The sequence below is a fragment of the Mediterranea massiliensis genome (assembly GCF_900128475.1).
GTDB classification, from domain to species: domain Bacteria; phylum Bacteroidota; class Bacteroidia; order Bacteroidales; family Bacteroidaceae; genus Bacteroides; species Bacteroides massiliensis_E.
This window is the reverse complement of the sequence record NZ_LT635837.1, coordinates 121,151-138,240: the sequence shown is the minus strand read 5'-3', so window position 1 is coordinate 138,240 and position 17,090 is coordinate 121,151. Positions and strand designations below refer to the sequence as shown.

Sequence of the window (17,090 nt, the reverse complement as noted above, 5' to 3'; positions counted from 1 at the left end):
AAGATAATGAAAGGTTTTAAATCATTAGGTAGGAAGTGAGAAGAAATAGTAAATGTCCTGCTTTCAAACATGGTCTGAATGAGATTTTTAATCAGAACTGCATCTGAACCCTCTAAATCCATGCAGGTAGTAAATTCACTTCTGCCCTTATAAGGATAAATTCTGAATATTCCCACCTATCTTGAATTATGAGCTTTAAGTTAGCATATTGTTGGATATTTAAGAAGTGCTACCTCCAACATGACTAATAAGAGTTGAGATAGTTCTAAACTCTGTAAATTGATGGAATTGACTTACTTCTATAAGGCTGAAATGCCAAACTACTAAAATTGGACTTTAGATGTATCTAAGCTCAATATTTTATGTATTTGGGACAGAACCATTCAGACCACTATATAAGATGAATCTTAATAATCCTGTCCCAATTATTAGAAGCTCAAACAGTCATAAGTCTGTAAGATTTCTTCCTGTCTTAACCCCAAGTATCTCTTAGTAATGGCAACTGAACTATGATTAAACAGTTCCATCAGCTTTACCAAAGCAAGTTCAGCATTATCACTGTTCATATTATAGACCTGCCTGCCAAATGTCTTTCTAAGTGAATGGCAACTAAAGTTCTTAATCTTTAACCTGTACTTCTTCTTCACCTCTTTAAGAATGATGTTAATTCTCTGAACTGTGAAGATAGTGCCTTTCTGACTTACTAAGATAGGTGCATTAATCCCAACTGGGTTTATATGCTCGTAGCACTCTTTGATATGCTGCTGTAATTGGGGATTCAGTCTGATAGTTCTTACCTTGCCTGTCTTTTTCTCAATTACTGTAAACTCGTCAGTACTTAATATCTGCTTCCACCTTAGAGATAGAATATCAGATATTCTTAATCCTGTGAAACACCCCAAAGCTATAAGAAGTGAGATTTTATAATTCTCGTCTTTGGCTAACTTCCTTATGAGGTTCATTGCATCAGACCAAACAAGATAGTCTGCGGTTGTGCTTGAATATTTGAGTGACATAATGTTCTGTTTTATAATGAAACGAATAGAAGTGAATATTAATTCTGAGTTGGATTTGCTAACTCATTGATTACTAAAGGAACATTCACTAATAATAGAAGTGAATATTATTAAGCAAGGACACCCAACTTGGAAATTGAATGTCCTTTACCTTGTTATATATAGGAACAGCTTACAACTGTCCTTCATCAGAGAAGCTGTAATATCCTGTATCTGTAAGAATGAGGTGGTCTATTACTGTAATTCTCATAAGTTGGGCTGCATCCTTAACCTGCTTCGTTATCTCAATATCCTGCCTGCTTGGTTTCAGATTACCGCTTGGGTGGTTATGTGCAAGAACAAGAGCTACAGAATTGGTAAGTAATGCAGCTTATAGAATTACTCTGACATCAATCGTTGTGTCTGTTATCCCTCCCTCTGATATAAGAGTGTAACCTAAGATTTGGCTGGCTTGGTTAAGAAATAAGACTTTAAAGTATTCCTTGTAACAGATTGTACCCTCTCTATATGTAGGGAGCAAATATTTATAAGCATCCTCTGAACTGACTACCTTATGCAGATTCTTGAATTTGGGTTTGTAGGATAGTTCCACTTCACCCACTTTATAATCTATATCAATAATGTCAAGTATTAGAATGGTCTGTCTCCATATTCATAAACGAGAATAGAGTTACAAACTCTGTCGTAGAATGAGAACCCACAGCAAGTGTGGAAGTAGCTTTCATAAACTGCTGCATATTCACCATGCTGCCTGCTGCTCCTATCTAAGAATGAATCAAACTTGTGCAGCCAATATTTAAGGGCTTGCAAGCGTTTGATGTATTGTAGATTGTTCTCACAGTAACACAACTTCTCCTGTAAAGAGATTATGTGATTAATTGCGTTTTCAATATCATTAGTATTCATAATGTATAATCTTTTAATAGGTTGGTAGAAATAAAGAAAGGACACCAAATCAATGATGCCCTTTCCTCTCTCAATCAACAATCCACTTAGCCCAAGAACCAAGCGTATTCATTATCTCCTAATTTGGCACGCTGGATGCCTTGTACAAACTCTGTACAGTTCAAATTCCTCTCCAAGAAATTATCGATGTAGCTTGACTTCACACTACCATTGAGCAAATTGAGTAGCTGCCAGCCTGTAATGCTATCTCCTGTACTTTTAAAGTTTGCATCTGAAACGAATGCTCTGCAAGTTGCATTAATCTGACTGTCTCCCAACAATAGACGAGGTAAGCGTTTCTGTTGGTTGGGTGTAAGAGCTTGGAATAGTCTCATCCTGCCTATTATTTGGCAGAACTCGCTTGTTGAGATTGACATCTGCCCAAGTGTTCTTAACAAGTGCAGGTCTTTAGATGGATTGTAGGCATGGAACAAATTCAAAGCTGCTGCATATAGTTCCTGTGTACTTAGAACTTCAATCTTATCCTGCAAGCCGTCAGTGGTAAGCATAAGATTAGAGCACACACGATTTCTAAAGCCTATGAAGATTTTAAATCTCTCAACAGATTTCTTACTGTACAAGTTAATCTCGTTATATGCTCTTACTCCACCAATGGATAATGCCAAACGATTGCCATATTCATCATGCACAATGGATGGAATTTCAAAGCAGAAGCACATCCTTTGATAGAACAATGTTTTCTCTGCATCAGTCAGTTCAGAAGCCTTTTTGCCTAATGCACTTGGTATTCTTCCATTGATAGGATGTGAGATTCTAATCTCTGGTATATCAAACTGCTCTCCATGAAAGTAGTCCTTAGCTGCATCCACTACTGCACCTATAAAGGATTGGTGACTAATGGTTTCTTCCATTGATGCAAAGCTGGGAATGATGCAGTCATGTTTCAGATGATGCAAGGTTACTTCCTGTGTATTGGCTTCAATGAAATGGTTCACTCTCTTGGGTGCTGCAACTTCTTCCACAATGATTGCTTCTTCTGCAAACTCACCCATGTTTAATGATTCTCTACGCTGTGCCATAGCTGGCATAATTACTAAATCTCTCATAATGAAATTGAATTAAATGGTTATTGATTGAATGGATTTAACAAGAACAAACCCAAAACACAAGTGAATTTCTTCGCTTGTATCTTAGGCTGTTCTATGTCTTTCCCTAAAGATTCTTTCAAAGGAAATTATGAGTAATAGTAAATATTGGTCAGCTATGGTAATAGTGCATCGTGCCTGTTCTCTGATTAAATAAGAATGCTTATTCCTGTCAGCTATCAGACTACATTTTTAAAGCATTCTTTTTATTTAAGAGCTATGAGGGGGTGTTTATGTGGGTAGGGGTGTCTTGTGCATAACTCTTTAGAATTGGAAATGCTGCCAACAGTATGCTTATTAATGGTTGCTTAGACTGATTCATAAGAATAGGTCTGGCAGTTCTTCTTTGTCTTTTACCTCCTGCTTTCTGCCTACCAGCCCACTTGACAATGATTTCATAAGAGCGTGCATATCCTTAACTCCCTCAAAATTATTCTCCTTGTATTTCTTGTAAATCATGCATTCTCTTGAAATGGGGTTCCCTCTGCTCTCGTTAAATGCTATCATGTGTTCAAGGTCGGTTTTCACTTCCTCCACATATTTATCTTTGGGTAAGTCTATAATAAGACCTTTAGCCTTTAATATGATTGAATCTCCAATTTCGTCCAATAAGTCCATATCCCTTAGTTGCTCTATATAGTTGGAGATAGTACCATGCCCCATGTGGATTAGCTCTTTCAGTTTTCTAACAGATAAGGTAATAGTATGGCTGTGTGGCTCTGCTGCACTGAACAGTTTAAGGATGAATCCTCTGAGTTTTAAATCCAAAGTATTGTTATATGAATCGTAGAACTCCCTGTCAATTCTTCTGTAATGTCCAAAACTGACAGGAGAGAATATATAATCAGTCCAAGTCCTGTCATTCCTGCCACTATCCTTATTCTGTATGGCAACTTCCCCTGTGGCTCTTAACTTGTCATTGAATGATTTGGAACTCTTACCACCATTATAGTTGGCAGGTTTATCACCAACGAATGATGCAAGTTCGTCTATTGTAGTGTCAGTGGTCAGTGTATATTTGTTTGCTATCAATAGTAACACGTATGTCCTGTAAACATCAGCACAACCCAATTTCTGAATCAGATTATTGCTCATTACTGTATATTCCTTGAATGGTAGTTTCTCGTAACTCATAAGGCAATCGCTCAATATGTTTAATTAAAATGATTTGGTTGGTCTTTAGTAAGAATCTCATTTTAGAGGAACTTAATCTGTTGGATTTCCTAAGTTCGCTCAGCTTGTTATAGAAATGATTGTTATAAATCCACATATCATTGATTTTAGTTACTCCCAGCTTACAGATTACCTTTGCGGTGTCCGTAAGGACATTGCATGGGTCTTATTGGAATGTAGCGTAGGAGTGTAGAGAGGGGGTGTTTAGACACGCAGTAAAAAGTGAATAAGCACACCCCAAAGATTTAACAATATGAATCTCTCTACTTCAATTTTTATCTTGTCAGTAAGCCAATTTCTGCAATGAGATATAATAGGTAGTAACCTTTCCATTCTTCTTTCTCCTTGTCTTTAGATAGTTATTAAAATTAGCCCATAATCCAATATGAACCTTATTATCTTTTATTCCCTGTTTAAGAGCCTTAGCTCTTATCTGCTCATAGGTAAATTCTTCCATTTTGATATTCTGAATAGTTTGTAGTCCGTCAATCTGTGTGGTGGGATTATCTGTCTGTGCTACTGTAAAAGTAGTAATTCCACAAGTGGGGAACTAATGATAAGACCACAATTCAGAAGTATTAAGTAGGCAGGGAAACCTCTCACATTTCCCTGCTCCTTGTCAATCCTCCTTGTTATGTTCAAAACATAGGACTAAGTGTATAATTCCATTCTCATTCTTGAAAGCTATTCTTGGATTATTAACTTCCTTATATGTAATGGAAGTTATAATAATGGGGAACAGTTCATTTTCATTATAAAGTTTGAGACTATTCTTAATATATTCATTAGAGCTGTATTCTGGGAGAATGAAACTGAACAGGTAGAGCTTAACATCATTATATTGCTGCATTTTAACTCTTAGTATTTCTTGCTTAGCTATTATTGCTTCGTAGATAGTGCTTAAATATAAACTGGATTGTATGATATATGGGTTCATTGTTTTATTATTTAGTTGGTTAGGAATTAAGCCCACCTGTCACATGGGCTTTATTGTTAGTTGGTTATGCAGTTTCTACAGACTTGTTGTTACTCTCATTCATATATTGGAACCATTTTTCAAAATTCTTGTAATATTGTTTGGCTTCTGCACTACCGTCTGGCTTCTGACTACCAAACCACACATCTTTGCTAATCATGGCGATTAACTGCTGGAGTTGGCTAATCTCTGGTTTGTATTCATTGTAGAACAGCTTAAATCCTTTTGCTAATCTTCCATTATCGTATGTGGATTCAGAGATTTTACTGCTTTTAAAAGCCTTTAGAACTTTATCGCCTAACTCTTGGGTTGTTGCATTTAACTTTAAAGATTTGGGTAGTCTGTTTATGCCCAATTTAAGGTCTTTGGCGACATTAGCTTTAACCTCTGGTTGCCCTAATGTATAAAAGCTATAGATTACGTCAGACTTCAATCCTGTTTCTTGAATTTGTGCTTCAATATAATCAATTCTCTCGTCTCCTGTTTGGAACTTTGATTTGCTAAAGTCTTTGTAATTCCAAGGTCTGCCGTTATTGATAGAGGCTGTAAATAATGCCAAACTCATATTCTCTGGTTTCTTAATGGTTTCAGTCATTTCTTCTTCATTAAAATCAATATAGCCTTCCACTTCCAGTATGAACATGGCTATCATCCTGTGTTGTCCATCCACTGGAGCTTTAGCTGCTGCTCTTTCAGTGGCATCTGTAACCTCTTCTGTATTCAGCATCCAGTTGTCTATTGAAAGAGGTTTGGCATTGGACTTGGGAACAATGGAAACCTTTAATAATTTCTCTCCTGTTAAATCCTCGCTGTCAACTAACTTAATCTTACCCATTGCAGCATTAAAGCCATATTTCTCAATCATTGAATAGCACTTCTTTACATTCTCTGCTACGATTTCACGATTACTGCCATAAAAATAAATAGTCATCATATCTTCTTTGCAGTTTTTAGACTGGTGCGCTCCAGCTTTTGTTAATTTTGATATTGCAAAGCTACTGGCTTCTGGGCTGATTAAAAGAGAGAAATTAATGAGTGGTTTTACTTCCCCTCTAAATTGGTAGCTCGTCCGCTATCGTTTTGACGGTGCAAAGATGGTATATAATGGCAGGATTAAAAGAGAGAAAAAAAGTCCTACTTTTATGTACTCTCTTAATAGTACGGAGTAGGAATTATTTGGTTATCAGTGTGTTGTTAGAAGTATATGCTATTCACTGTATCAATTCTCTTGTCTTTATATTGCTTGATGTAGCCTTTTAGGACATCTTCATCATCTGAGAATTTACTATGTTTGGATAGCTTAGTGAAGTAGATAAGCCTTGATATGAGCAATGTCTTACTGAGTGATATGGCGCTTCCTTTCTTTTGTCTGACATTAAACTGCTTATTGTATGGGGATAAATTGAAGAAGTCATTGAACATCTTATAGAACAGCCATATCTGAACGGATTCCTTTTCTTCTGCATGGGTGTTCATGCTGACTTGTTGGCTCTGCATCCAAGGATGTTCCTCTATCTCCTTTAGGTTATTGATGATGGTAGTAGCCAAATATCCTATTGCATTGGCATTATCAATTACTATCTGATGCTTGCCCTCCACCTTTACAGAGATAGTGATAGGCTTCTTAAAACTTACTCCAAATTGGTTAATCTCCTTATGGTTGTCTGCTATGGCTTTGGCGAATTTGGTGAGTTGCTCTATTCCAATTCCTGTAGCTTTCATCCCCTCCAAACACGTACCACAAGTATAATCAAAGATGAACAGGAGCAGAAACCAGAACTTATCTATATCAACTCCTAAACCTTTCAGTGTATTCTGTATGTCCTCATTGGCTATATAATCTTCGTATGTGAAGTTACCATATAGTTTATTCTGATTGTATCTTCTTATGAATAAGGGTAAGGCGGTTGTACCATAAATATATTGTTCTCCTGTTTCATGGTCTATATCATAATCTGGTACATAAAGTACAGCTACTTCTTCCATGTATTCAAGTAACTCTATGCCTTTAGGGAAATAAGTTTCTTCAAGTCTTTCAATTGGTCTCATATCTTTGTTTATATGGTTTGGAAGCAAAGATAATTAAAAAGGATGAAGTTATTCCTTTTTTAATGGTCTGAGCCTACCATCCAACCCTGCTTTATGTAGTTCTTTTAAATATCTTTCTCTATAACTAAGGTCAAGATGCAAGGCTCTTTCTTTTGCAAGGTCTGATTTAAGATATTCTTGTAAAGTCATAGTCTTTGTTTTCCTAATCATTTCTATGCTAAAGTTCTTCATATCACTGGACTTTAAAGTATCATAGTTAGCTGTTATAATTCCTTTTTCATCAATCGTCCAGTTGTCTAATAGGAGAGAAGCCATTGCAATGCTTCTGACTTTCGTAATAGCTATATAGAATTTAATTCCATTAAGGAACTGTACAATATAATATCCCTGCATGGTAGTGACAGGAATATAATTCACTCTCTCCAAATATTTATGATATAGTTCTCCTTGTTCTTCGATGCTGAGGTTTTGAAGCTTCTCTTTACCATTATTATCTTTAATCCTTTCGATGTCTGCTGCTTTTTTACTCTGCGATTTTTTATATTTTACAATTTCTTTATCTATAGACTTTATTTTATCATCTAACTGGTTCTGTTTCTCTTGGATAATGTTTAAAAGGGTGGGGTTGGTGGTTAGTAGGAACTTGTTGGCATTCTCTTTACTTTCATTAGATAAGTTCTCTTTATCAAGATATAGAGTAGATAATCGTTTCTCAATTCCTGCTATTTCTTCTTGTAGTTCTGTAACTCTATTGTCTGTTTGATTCCTAAAGAAGTTGATATATTCTGCTGTGTGCATGGATTTGAAAAGACTATATAATATTTCATTCGTAAGGTCATAGGAAACTTCATCAATATTATATTTACAGAAGTCTGGATGAGATTTCCTATCAACACAGCTACATCTATATGTTAGTTTTGAAATTCCTGCTGCTGGCTTTTTGTCTTTTACAGTCATGGCTCTTCCACATCTACATTTGATGATTCCTTTTAGTGGGTTATGATTGACTTTTCCAGTTGGAGTATTTTTATAGTTGTTTTTAATCAGCTCTTGTGCTTTCATAAAATCCTCTTCATTGATAATAGGTTTTATTCTGACCTCGATAGTGTAGGGTTCTTCTCTCCCTAATTTCTGTGTTCTTCTTCTGATTCCTCTATAAATATCACTATGGATATAGTTACTTAAAATGGCAACAGTGCTGTAATATCCTCTAAAGGTAATATTCCTTTCATTGAAATATCTGGCTACTGCTCCCAGTGTCTTACCAGAGTTTACTAAAGCGAAGAGTCTTTTTATATTCTCTACTTCTTCTGGTACTTCTTCTAAAATATATTTAGGACGTTTCCCATTGGGGTTAGGAACTGCTTTATATCCATAAGGTATTTTTTGGTCAACAACTGCATAAGGATAAGCTTGGAAGAGAGCTTGCTTCCCATCTTGGTTTTTCTTTTTAATATCCAATCTTTCTTGTGCTGCTGCCCATGCTTTGATAGTGAGGATAAGTATTTCTGTAATGTCTAAAAGTTTATTAGCTTCATAGATTTTACTGGGACTATCTAAGAGTATTACAGATAATCCTTTATTAATAATCTGTTGAATGTTGTGAACTGTTTCTGTTACATCTTCTTGTCTGCTCAAACGTGATAACTCAGAAATTACTATCATGTCTGCATCTTTGTAGGTTCTACTTTGTAATTCGAGATAACCTCTTCTGTCTGAAACCACACCAGATATTCCAAAGTCCTCAATAATTTCAATTAACTCATAATTGTTGTTCTCACAGAACTCCTTAATCTTTAACTTTTGTCGAGATAAGTCTTGTTTTGTAGTAGAAACTCGTGCGTATCCTATAATTTTTGTCATAATGTAATATATTGATTATGAAGCAAATATAGGTATAAAATTTCACTTGGGCAAGTCTGTTTAGTTAAGCGAGTATTCCTTCCAGGTGCCCGCCAACCGCATCGGCTTCGTCGAGAACGGAGGTCCCTTCTCGCTGATGCAGCTCAAGGTCATTCAGGAGGTCATCACACTGATGATTTTCACCCTCTTCACCACCGTCTTCTTCAAGGGCGAGGCGTTGCACTGGAACCACTTTGCCGCCTTCGTCTGCCTGGTGCTGGCCGTGTACTTCGTGTTCTACAAGTGACGCTGAAAGGAAGGGCTCTATATACATGGTTTGGCACGATCAGATAGAAAATTCTTCTATTCATTTGTTTCTGCACTCACCTTTCGCTATCTTTTGATAAGATAGGACGCGGCTCGGCATAGTCAAACTGAAAAACTTTGTTTTTCGTTTGTTTCTGCACTCACCTTTCCTTATCTTTGCAATACTAAAACTACTAACCAATATAAACAATGAGACGTATGAAGACAAAAAGCATTTGGGGAGGTATGGCCGCACTGATGTGTGTGGTTGTGATGGCCGTTGGTTTGGCCTCTTGTTCAGAAGAAAAGAACGAGATGCAACTGATAATGTATACCTCTGATCCTGTCATCGGTGTCATGGGTGACGGTGGTCTTGAGATTGTAATGGCAGTGATTGACGACTACGATACAGCCCTTAAACAAGTGATGGGTGGCGACTATTGCACGACTAATAAGGATGAGGAAGTGATAGCAGCCTGTGACAAGATCTTTCAGAGCCACCAGAGTAAGTATCCACAGGTAGAGGGTACCATGAGCATACGTAAGATAGTTTCTTCCTCAGAACCTTCGGAAGGAACGATTATCAAGACCTACACTTACGGGGAATAATCACAGAGAGTCTGTCTCAAAAAAGAGCGATGGTTTCTGTTCGACCATTCAAAGTTCTGTCGGACAAAAAGCATCGCTCTTCTTTTTATGTGAAGGGGGGAAGGTACCTATTTCTTCGTTACATACCGCTCCATGCCCCGTGTCATGTACGTCTGGTAGCGGCCTGTGGAGTCGGTGTAGATGAAGTAGGCGTCCAGGTCGGGGCGTGCCTCCACGAAGTCTCTGGCCTTTTCCAGCCCCATCACCATGAAGGCGGTGGCATAGGCGTCGGCACTCATGCAGTCGCGGGCGATGACCGTGGCCGAGAGCAGGTTGTGCAGAGCCGGATAGCCTGTGTGCGGGTCGATGGTGTGGGCGTACTTCTTGCCTTCGTGGTAGTAGTAGTTGCGGTAGTTGCCCGAGGTGGCGATACCCACATCCGTCAGTGTCAATACGGTCTGCAAATCCTGGTTCTGCGAGAGCGAGTCGTCCACAGGCTTGTTGATGCCGATGCGCCACAAGGCCTCCTGCGGGTTCTGTCCGCTTACCACCACTTCGCCGCCGATGTCCACCATGAAGTTCTTCACACCCCGCCGGCGGAGCAGCTGGGCAATGACGTCCACCGCATACCCCTTGGCCACGGCACTGCACGAGAGCAGCATGCGCGGGTCTGCCTTGCGCACGTGTCTGTCGGCCGTAAGTTCCACTTTCTGATAGCCCACCAGCTGGCGCAGGCTGTCCACCGTGGCCGAGTCGGGAAATTCACCCTGCTTGAAGCCGAAGCCCCAGGCATTGACCAGCGGGGCGACAGTGATGTCGAACGCGCCTTCCGTCTCGCGTGAAATCTCCATGCTCCGGCGGAAGACGTTGCAGAACAGGGTGTCGGCCGCGATGTCCTCACCCCGATTGATGCGGGTGATGACGGCCGTGTCGTTGAAGGGCGACAGGGAGCCGTCGAAGCGATGCAGCTCGGCCTCGATATCTTCCTTCAGGTTGGAGGGATGCTGGTAGGTGATGTTGTAGATGGTGCCGAATATCAGGCCGTTGTCTTTCTGGTAGGGGGCCGCCTGGTTGTGGCGTGCCAGTATCCAGATGGTGCCCAGCACGAGCAGGGCCACCCAGAGGAAATTTCTTGTTGTCTTCTTCTTATCCATAATGTTGTATCAAATGTTCGATGAGTATCTTCAGGCCGATGAGGATGAGGATGATGCCGCCCCAAAGCTCAGCCTTCAGGCGTCGGGCGATGCCGCACCCGAAGCGGATGCCGAACAGGAGTCCCGCCAGCGACAGGGCGAACGACACGAAGCCGATGATGCCCACGGAGGGCAGGATGGCCGACACGCTCTTCATGCCCAGGAAGGCGAACGAAACGCCCACGGCCAGGGCGTCGATGCTTGTGGCCACGGCCAGCATGAGGATGACCCGCAGGCGGGTGGGGTCGAAGTCGTGGCGGCACTCTTCTTCCTTGAACGATTCGCGCACCATGCGCCCGCCCAGAAAGGCCAGGATGCCGAAGGCTATCCAGTGGTCCACGTCCTCGATGAGGTGGCTGAATGTGCTTGCGCAGGCCCATCCTATGAGAGGCATCAGCGCCTGGAACAGTCCGAAGAAGAAGGCCATCGTCAGCATGGGGCGCCAGAGGGTGCGCTTCAGCAGGATGCCGCTTGCGATGGAGATGGCGAAGCAGTCCATGGCAAGTCCCACGGCCAGAAGCCAGATTTCAATCTTAGTCATTTTTTGTCGTTAAAGAAAGGTAATGTATACGTAATGGTGTAGAACACGCCCACAGTGCTCGAGCCGTAGGTGCCGAAGCCGGGCACGTAGTCGGGGTCGCCATACTCACCCGTCTTGGCCGAGAGGCGTATCTTGTAGCGCAGGGACCAGCCCATGTAGAGGTCGCGCCACACCTGGGCACGGATGCCCACGTTGGCCTCCACCCAGTGCATGGTGGCCTTCATGCCCTTGTGCTTGTAGGGCAGGCTACCTCCCCAGATACCGTCCTCCAGGTTGGGGTTTCCTACACTCTCTCCCCAGACGGCGTCGGGCACGTCGAGATTCTCCACGTCATACTGGAAGCTGCTCACTCCATAGCGCAGGCCCACCAGCAGCTTGTGCAGGAACTTCTTCTTGTAGAAGGTGTTATAGTCCATGCCGATGCGCAGGTAGGGCGCCCCCGTACGGTAGTGGATGCCGTCTTCGCTTCCTTTGTCCGCCCGTCCGTAACCCAGCTCCAGGGTGGGGAAGTAGCGGTTCTTCAGGTTGGCGCTGGCAGACACTTCCAGGCTCAGGTTGTCGCTTCCCAGGAGGTAGGCGCCGGGGCCCCACAGGTCGATGCCCACGTCGATGCCGTTGAAGAGCGGATAGAAGGGGATGTCCTCCTTCTTCTTCTCCTGCTTGTGGGCCACGGGGCGCTTGTCGTTCGGGTTGGCCGTCTGGGCGTGCACTGGCAGGGCGATGAGCAGGCACAGGAGCAGGCTAATAGTATAACTTGAGATTTTCCGTACCATTGATGCTTGCTTCAGGGTTTTCGATATGGATGGAGTCGAGGTTGCGGCGGGTGTAGCGTACGCTCAAGATGCTTTGTTGCATCTGGTAGCCGCAATCCATGGACACAAAATAGGGCTTGTTCGTGTGGCGCACGATGACGGTGTCGGTCATGTGGCCGGTATAGTGGAAGACGAATTGCGTGGAGTCCTCCGTATAGCGCAGGGGCAGGGAGAAGTTCTTCACTTCACCCATGCGGTTGATGATGACCGAGTCGGTACCTGCAGCCGTCACGGTGAGCGAGTCGAGCGTGTCGTTCTGCACCACGTTTGTAGACGGGTCGATGTGGTAGAGGTTGCACACAATCATGCCGCGGTTGTTCGTCATCGAGCAGTCGGCCTCTTCCGAACAGGCGTTCAGAAAGCAGGTCAGGGCGTAGAGCAGGGCAGCCGTCAGGGTCAGGTGGAATAGTTTTCTCATATCAGGTCAGATGGTTTTCTCGATTTGATACTTGTTGCGTTCGGGTGCGTTGCGCGAGATCAGTTCGCCCAGGAAGCCTGCCACGAAGAGCTGCGTACCGATAATCATGGCCGTCAACGACAGGTAGAAGTAAGGCGACTCGGTCACCAGCCGGTAGGGCATGCCGTTGTACATGTAGTACAGCTTGCTGATTCCCACGATGATGACGGCGATGAAGCCGAAGATGAACATCAGCGACCCCAGAAAGCCGAAGAAGTGCATGGGCTTGATGCCGAAGGTGGAGAGGAACCACAGGGATATCAGGTCCAGATAGCCGTTGAAGAAACGGTTCAGCCCGCCGAACTTGGTCTTGCCGAACTTGCGCGCCTGGTGGTGTACCACCTTTTCGCCGATTTTCTTGAAGCCCGCGTTCTTGGCCAGGTAGGGGATGTAGCGGTGCATCTCTCCATAGACTTCGATGTTCTTCACCACGTCGCGGCGGTAGGCCTTGAGGCCGCAGTTGAAGTCGTGCAGGTTCTTGATGCCCGACACGCGTCGTGCCGTGGCGTTGAAGAGTTTCGTGGGGAGGGTCTTCGACAGGGGGTCGTAGCGTTTCTTCTTCCAGCCCGACACGAGGTCGTAACCCTCGACCGTAATCATGCGGTACAGTTCGGGTATCTCGTCGGGGCTGTCCTGCAGGTCGGCGTCCATGGTGATCACCACGTCGCCTTCAGCTTTCTGGAAGCCGCAATACAAGGCGGGCGACTTGCCGTAGTTGCGGCGGAACTTGATGCCCTTCACCACGTCGGGGTGTTGCTGCTTCAGCTCCTCGATGACCTGCCACGAGCGGTCTGTACTTCCGTCGTTGACGAAGATAACTTCATGGGAGAAGCCGTTGGCCTCCATGACACGCTCTATCCAGCTGAAGAGTTCGGGCAGCGACTCTTCCTCATTATATAAAGGTATGACTACTGAAATGTCCATTTCTCAAATCTCGGTTAATATGTTCGTTTTTCGTTTATTCAGGGTTGTTGTTGCCCGTGCCGAAGTCGGATTTCTTCTTTTTCCGCATGGCAATCAAGGCGGTGGGGATGCTCAGCAGGGCGCAGTAATAGATGTTGCTGCTCACCATGCTCAGGGTGATGTCCGTCGGGGTCAGTGTGCCCATCGTGTCGATGTTGGCTTTCATCTGCTTGATGTATTCCTCCATGCCCGGCATGTTTTCCGCCGTCAGTGTGTCCAGCATCTGGCGGAGGGTGTCAAGCATGAATCCCTGGTCGATGAAGCGGAAGTAGACGTAGTGGGCCACCGCTGTGAGCAGGGCCGCGCATACATACATGAAGATGTCGAACACCCAGGCATGCAGAAAGCCGATGGTGCCTCCGCACACCTTGTCCCGATAGATTTTGGTGTAATAGTATCCCATGAAGGGGACACACAGGGTGAGGCAGATGAATAGCAGGAGCAGGAAGGGGGAGGTCATCCCCAGCGGCACCAGCGTGAACTTCAGTATCCAGAAGACACCCATATACGTGCCGAATATCATCGCGTATTGTTGCATGTTATATCTTTTTTCTCCCATTGTTGTTCCAATATGGCGCAAAGGTAACAATAATATTGTATGTAACCCGTTGTATCTCCGTTAAAGTTGGGGGGTAGATTGAAAAAGTTTCGTGAAAGTATTGCAGGTATGGAAAAAATGCCTACCTTTGCAACCGCAAAAACGGGTAAGTCCTATACGGCCAGCTCCCTTCGAATCCTCCAGGGCTTGATCGCAGCAAAGGTAGTTGGTTGTAGCGGCGCGATATAGTAAGCTTACCCACCCGCCTCTTTAGCTCAGTTGGCCAGAGCACGTGATTTGTAATCTCGGGGTCGTTGGTTCGAATCCGACAAGAGGCTCAAGAAGAAAGGATGTATCTTGTGTGGGATGCATCCTTTTCTTGTTTTTCCCCAGTTGGGGAAAAGTTATTTTCCAGTTGCCGATGAAGAATTTGATAACTGTTCAGCAATACGTGTCCCCCTGCGGTGTCCTGCTTCTGGGTGCCCTGGAAGGCAGACTTTGCCTGTGCGATTGGCTGGAGAGCCGTTGCCGGGCAAGGGTGGAGGAACGTGTGGCCCGCCTGCTTCAGGCGGAATATCGGCCGGGGACGGACGAGGTCCTTGCTATGGCTGCCCGCCAGCTTGACGAATACTTTGCGGGCTGCAGACAGGAGTTCGATGTACCGTTGCTGCCAGTTGGTACAGACTTCCAGCTGGCGGTATGGAGAGAGCTTCTGACGATTCCCTATGGTGAAATCTGTACCTACGCCGCTCAGGCGGAGCGGATGGGCATGCCTCGCGCCGTGCGTGCCGTGGCTGCGGCCAACGGGCAGAATGCACTCTCCCTTTTCATTCCCTGTCATCGGGTCGTGGGCCACGGCGGACGCCTCACAGGCTATGCGGGAGGACTCGAAGCCAAACGCTTTCTGCTCGACCTGGAGGCTGCCCACGTCCCTCAGGTACGTGCCTTGAACACGGGGGCCGCTTTCTGAATCTCCGACTCGAATCCGAACCAATAGCCATGCCTGCCGTCTTCTTCCGTGGGAAGAAAACACAGGCGTAGTTTCTCGTGGTAGGTACCCCGAATCACCTGCCAGGCCTCGGGCGGCGTCTGCCGCTTGGTGCGTACCCTTTCGGCCGGTTGCTTCTTCAGCGACATGCCGGCTTCTATCCAGGCAATGCTCATGTCCGTGGCATATTCGGGGGCGTGTCGGCAGATGTATTCATACAATACCAATCCTCGTTTTTCCAGACTCATCGGCTGGTCTATCAGGTTGGCTTCGGTCAGATAGCCCAGGAAACGGTGCAGGAATCCTTCCTGCTCCAGTATCAGGCGCCGCGTGACGTTCTGCCAGGCGGGGGTGTTGTAGAAGGCGTCGAGCAGGCGCGACAGGCGTCGGGCCGTCTGTAGTTCGGCGGTCGATATTTCGTTCGTCTGCAGCACTTCGTAGGGTGGGTAGGTGGAGTAGCGGATGCCCAGTTCGGCCGCATGGCGCCGCATGTAGGTGCCCGGCAGGAGCTTGAGCGACTCCAGTTGGATTTCGCCTGCCCTGTAGCCGGCCAGCGTGCGTATGTCTTCGAAGATCTGTTCCAAGTGGTAGAGCGGTAGCCCTGCTATGAGGTCGGCGTGCGTCTCCATGTTGGGCAGGGAGCAGAGGTACTTCAGCCCGTCCAGCGCATCACTCAGTTTCCCTTTCCGCATACTTGTTTCCAGCACCTCTTCGTGTAGGCTTTGGATGCCGGCTTCCAGGTGCAGGAGTCCTTGTGGTAGGCGTGCCAGTTCTTGTCGTAGTTCCTCTGTGAGCAGGGCCGGATGGATTTCCAGGTGGAAGCGGATGTACGGATGGTATTCGCGGAACAGTTCGAGCAGTTCCAGAGCCCGCTGGTTGTTGAAGTTGAACGTGCGGTCCAGCACCCGCACGTTGCGGATACCGTGCCGGCGGATGATGTCCAATCTCCGTCGGATGGCGTCGAGGGCGAGGGTGCGTACCGGCTTCTCGCCTCCGCTCACGCAGAAGGCGCAGGTGTTGAAGCATCCGCGTGTGGTCTCCAGTTGTACGAAGGGCTTGCTCCAGTTGAAGAAGCGGCTCTCTTCGGGTGGAACCAGCTCGGCAAAGCGTAGTACGCGGGCTGTACCGTGGTCGTGGTAACGCCCTTCGGCGTCGAGGTAACACAAGCCTGCTATGTCGCCCCATGCTTCCGGCCGGTCCCAGCAGGCCAGCCATTGAGGCATCACTTCTTCGCCTTCGCCTCGGAACACACAGCTCACGAACGGATGGTTCCGCAGGTACGTTTCGTTGTCGCCCAAGAATTCGGGACCTCCCAACGCGATGCAGCATTGGGGAAGCAGGGCCTTCACGCGGGCGGTGATGTGCATCAGCACTTCGTGGTTGAAGAGCCAGGCCGTTCCGGCCAGGATGTCGGGGTTGTGGCGGCAGATTTCATCCACCACCATGCCCACGTTTTCGTTGATGGTGGCCGACACCACTTCCCATTGCAGGCGGTCGTCATCGGCCACCTGGGCATGCAGGGCGGGCAGAGCCAGCGAGGAGTGGGCGTATGAACTGTTCAGATCTATCCAAAGTATCTTCATGTCGTTTAATCAGT

At 45.2% G+C, this 17,090-nt stretch carries 17 protein-coding genes, 1 tRNA gene and 2 pseudogenes; 4 read left to right on the top strand and 16 right to left on the bottom strand.

The window, feature by feature from the left end; all coding sequences use genetic code 11:
* Nucleotides 1-428: 428 nt before the first annotated feature.
* From BQ7483_RS08440 to BQ7483_RS08390, 9 genes and pseudogenes are all read right to left on the bottom strand, one after another.
* The gene (locus tag BQ7483_RS08440) at nucleotides 429-1,016 is read right to left on the bottom strand and encodes a tyrosine-type recombinase/integrase (protein ID WP_072545579.1); all 588 of its coding nucleotides are present in this window, start codon (nucleotides 1,014-1,016) and stop codon (nucleotides 429-431) included.
* A 172-nt stretch (nucleotides 1,017-1,188) separates the two neighbouring features.
* A pseudogene (locus BQ7483_RS08435) lies at nucleotides 1,189-1,635 on the bottom strand (JAB domain-containing protein).
* An 11-nt stretch (nucleotides 1,636-1,646) separates the two neighbouring features.
* Entirely contained in the window at nucleotides 1,647-1,922 is a 276-nt protein-coding gene (locus BQ7483_RS18045; RefSeq protein ID WP_072545777.1) for a hypothetical protein, read from the bottom strand.
* A gap of 86 nt (nucleotides 1,923-2,008) precedes the next feature.
* Nucleotides 2,009-3,028: a DUF3871 family protein gene (locus BQ7483_RS08425; protein WP_072545578.1), complete on the bottom strand. Its 1,020-nt coding sequence runs from the start codon at nucleotides 3,026-3,028 to the stop codon at nucleotides 2,009-2,011.
* 357 nt (nucleotides 3,029-3,385) lie between these two features.
* Nucleotides 3,386-4,201 (bottom strand): hypothetical protein, encoded by an 816-nt coding sequence (locus tag BQ7483_RS08420; RefSeq protein ID WP_072545577.1) that lies wholly within the window; start codon nucleotides 4,199-4,201, stop codon nucleotides 3,386-3,388.
* 322 nt (nucleotides 4,202-4,523) lie between these two features.
* Nucleotides 4,524-4,697 (bottom strand): hypothetical protein, encoded by a 174-nt coding sequence (locus BQ7483_RS17895; RefSeq protein WP_167332510.1) that lies wholly within the window; start codon nucleotides 4,695-4,697, stop codon nucleotides 4,524-4,526.
* Between the two features lie 544 nt (nucleotides 4,698-5,241).
* Entirely contained in the window at nucleotides 5,242-6,150 is a 909-nt protein-coding gene (locus tag BQ7483_RS08405) for a hypothetical protein (protein ID WP_072545574.1), read from the bottom strand.
* Nucleotides 6,151-6,410: 260 nt separating this feature from the next.
* Nucleotides 6,411-7,265 carry a hypothetical protein gene (locus BQ7483_RS08395; RefSeq protein ID WP_139247605.1) on the bottom strand — a complete coding sequence of 285 codons (855 nt, stop codon included), beginning with the start codon at nucleotides 7,263-7,265 and terminating at the stop codon, nucleotides 6,411-6,413.
* A 48-nt stretch (nucleotides 7,266-7,313) separates the two neighbouring features.
* Nucleotides 7,314-9,128 carry a recombinase family protein gene (locus BQ7483_RS08390; RefSeq protein WP_072545573.1) on the bottom strand — a complete coding sequence of 605 codons (1,815 nt, stop codon included), beginning with the start codon at nucleotides 9,126-9,128 and terminating at the stop codon, nucleotides 7,314-7,316.
* Between the two features lie 70 nt (nucleotides 9,129-9,198).
* Here BQ7483_RS08390 and BQ7483_RS08385 point away from each other — a divergent pair.
* Together BQ7483_RS08385 and BQ7483_RS08380 are read left to right on the top strand one after the other, a co-directional pair.
* Nucleotides 9,199-9,414, top strand: a pseudogene (locus tag BQ7483_RS08385) (DMT family protein); the annotation flags it as partial.
* A 218-nt stretch (nucleotides 9,415-9,632) separates the two neighbouring features.
* Nucleotides 9,633-10,022 (top strand): hypothetical protein, encoded by a 390-nt coding sequence (locus tag BQ7483_RS08380; RefSeq protein WP_072545572.1) that lies wholly within the window; start codon nucleotides 9,633-9,635, stop codon nucleotides 10,020-10,022.
* Nucleotides 10,023-10,129: 107 nt separating this feature from the next.
* On the opposite strand, the gene BQ7483_RS08375 is transcribed toward BQ7483_RS08380, so the two are convergent.
* Genes BQ7483_RS08375 through BQ7483_RS08350 form a run of 6 tightly spaced genes read right to left on the bottom strand, consistent with a single transcriptional unit; the run spans nucleotide 10,130 to nucleotide 14,526 of the window.
* Nucleotides 10,130-11,155, bottom strand: a complete 1,026-nt coding sequence (locus BQ7483_RS08375) for an FAD:protein FMN transferase (RefSeq protein ID WP_072545571.1) — start codon at nucleotides 11,153-11,155, stop codon at nucleotides 10,130-10,132.
* Nucleotides 11,148-11,735, bottom strand: coding sequence for a manganese efflux pump MntP (locus BQ7483_RS08370; RefSeq protein WP_072545570.1), 588 nt, complete (start codon nucleotides 11,733-11,735; stop codon nucleotides 11,148-11,150). The genes BQ7483_RS08375 and BQ7483_RS08370 overlap by 8 nt, the downstream gene beginning before the upstream one ends.
* Complete coding sequence (locus tag BQ7483_RS08365; RefSeq protein WP_022021697.1) at nucleotides 11,732-12,508, bottom strand: DUF6048 family protein; 777 nt, start codon at nucleotides 12,506-12,508, stop codon at nucleotides 11,732-11,734. The genes BQ7483_RS08370 and BQ7483_RS08365 overlap by 4 nt, the downstream gene beginning before the upstream one ends.
* The gene (locus BQ7483_RS08360) at nucleotides 12,477-12,965 is read right to left on the bottom strand and encodes a DUF6452 family protein (RefSeq protein WP_022021698.1); all 489 of its coding nucleotides are present in this window, start codon (nucleotides 12,963-12,965) and stop codon (nucleotides 12,477-12,479) included. The genes BQ7483_RS08365 and BQ7483_RS08360 overlap by 32 nt, the downstream gene beginning before the upstream one ends.
* 6 nt (nucleotides 12,966-12,971) lie before the next feature.
* Nucleotides 12,972-13,928, bottom strand: a complete 957-nt coding sequence (locus tag BQ7483_RS08355) for a glycosyltransferase family 2 protein (protein ID WP_022021699.1) — start codon at nucleotides 13,926-13,928, stop codon at nucleotides 12,972-12,974.
* Nucleotides 13,929-13,962: 34 nt separating this feature from the next.
* Nucleotides 13,963-14,526 carry a DUF4199 domain-containing protein gene (locus BQ7483_RS08350; protein ID WP_072545569.1) on the bottom strand — a complete coding sequence of 188 codons (564 nt, stop codon included), beginning with the start codon at nucleotides 14,524-14,526 and terminating at the stop codon, nucleotides 13,963-13,965.
* Nucleotides 14,527-14,769: 243 nt separating this feature from the next.
* Between BQ7483_RS08350 and BQ7483_RS08345 the strand changes: the two genes are divergently transcribed.
* Nucleotides 14,770-14,843: transfer RNA gene (locus BQ7483_RS08345), tRNA-Thr, on the top strand.
* An 83-nt stretch (nucleotides 14,844-14,926) separates the two neighbouring features.
* Nucleotides 14,927-15,475 (top strand): methylated-DNA--[protein]-cysteine S-methyltransferase, encoded by a 549-nt coding sequence (locus tag BQ7483_RS08340; protein ID WP_072545568.1) that lies wholly within the window; start codon nucleotides 14,927-14,929, stop codon nucleotides 15,473-15,475.
* On the opposite strand, the gene BQ7483_RS08335 is transcribed toward BQ7483_RS08340, so the two are convergent.
* Nucleotides 15,439-17,076 (bottom strand): B12-binding domain-containing radical SAM protein, encoded by a 1,638-nt coding sequence (locus BQ7483_RS08335; protein ID WP_072545567.1) that lies wholly within the window; start codon nucleotides 17,074-17,076, stop codon nucleotides 15,439-15,441. The genes BQ7483_RS08340 and BQ7483_RS08335 overlap by 37 nt on opposite strands.
* Between the last annotated feature and the right edge of the window lie 14 nt (nucleotides 17,077-17,090).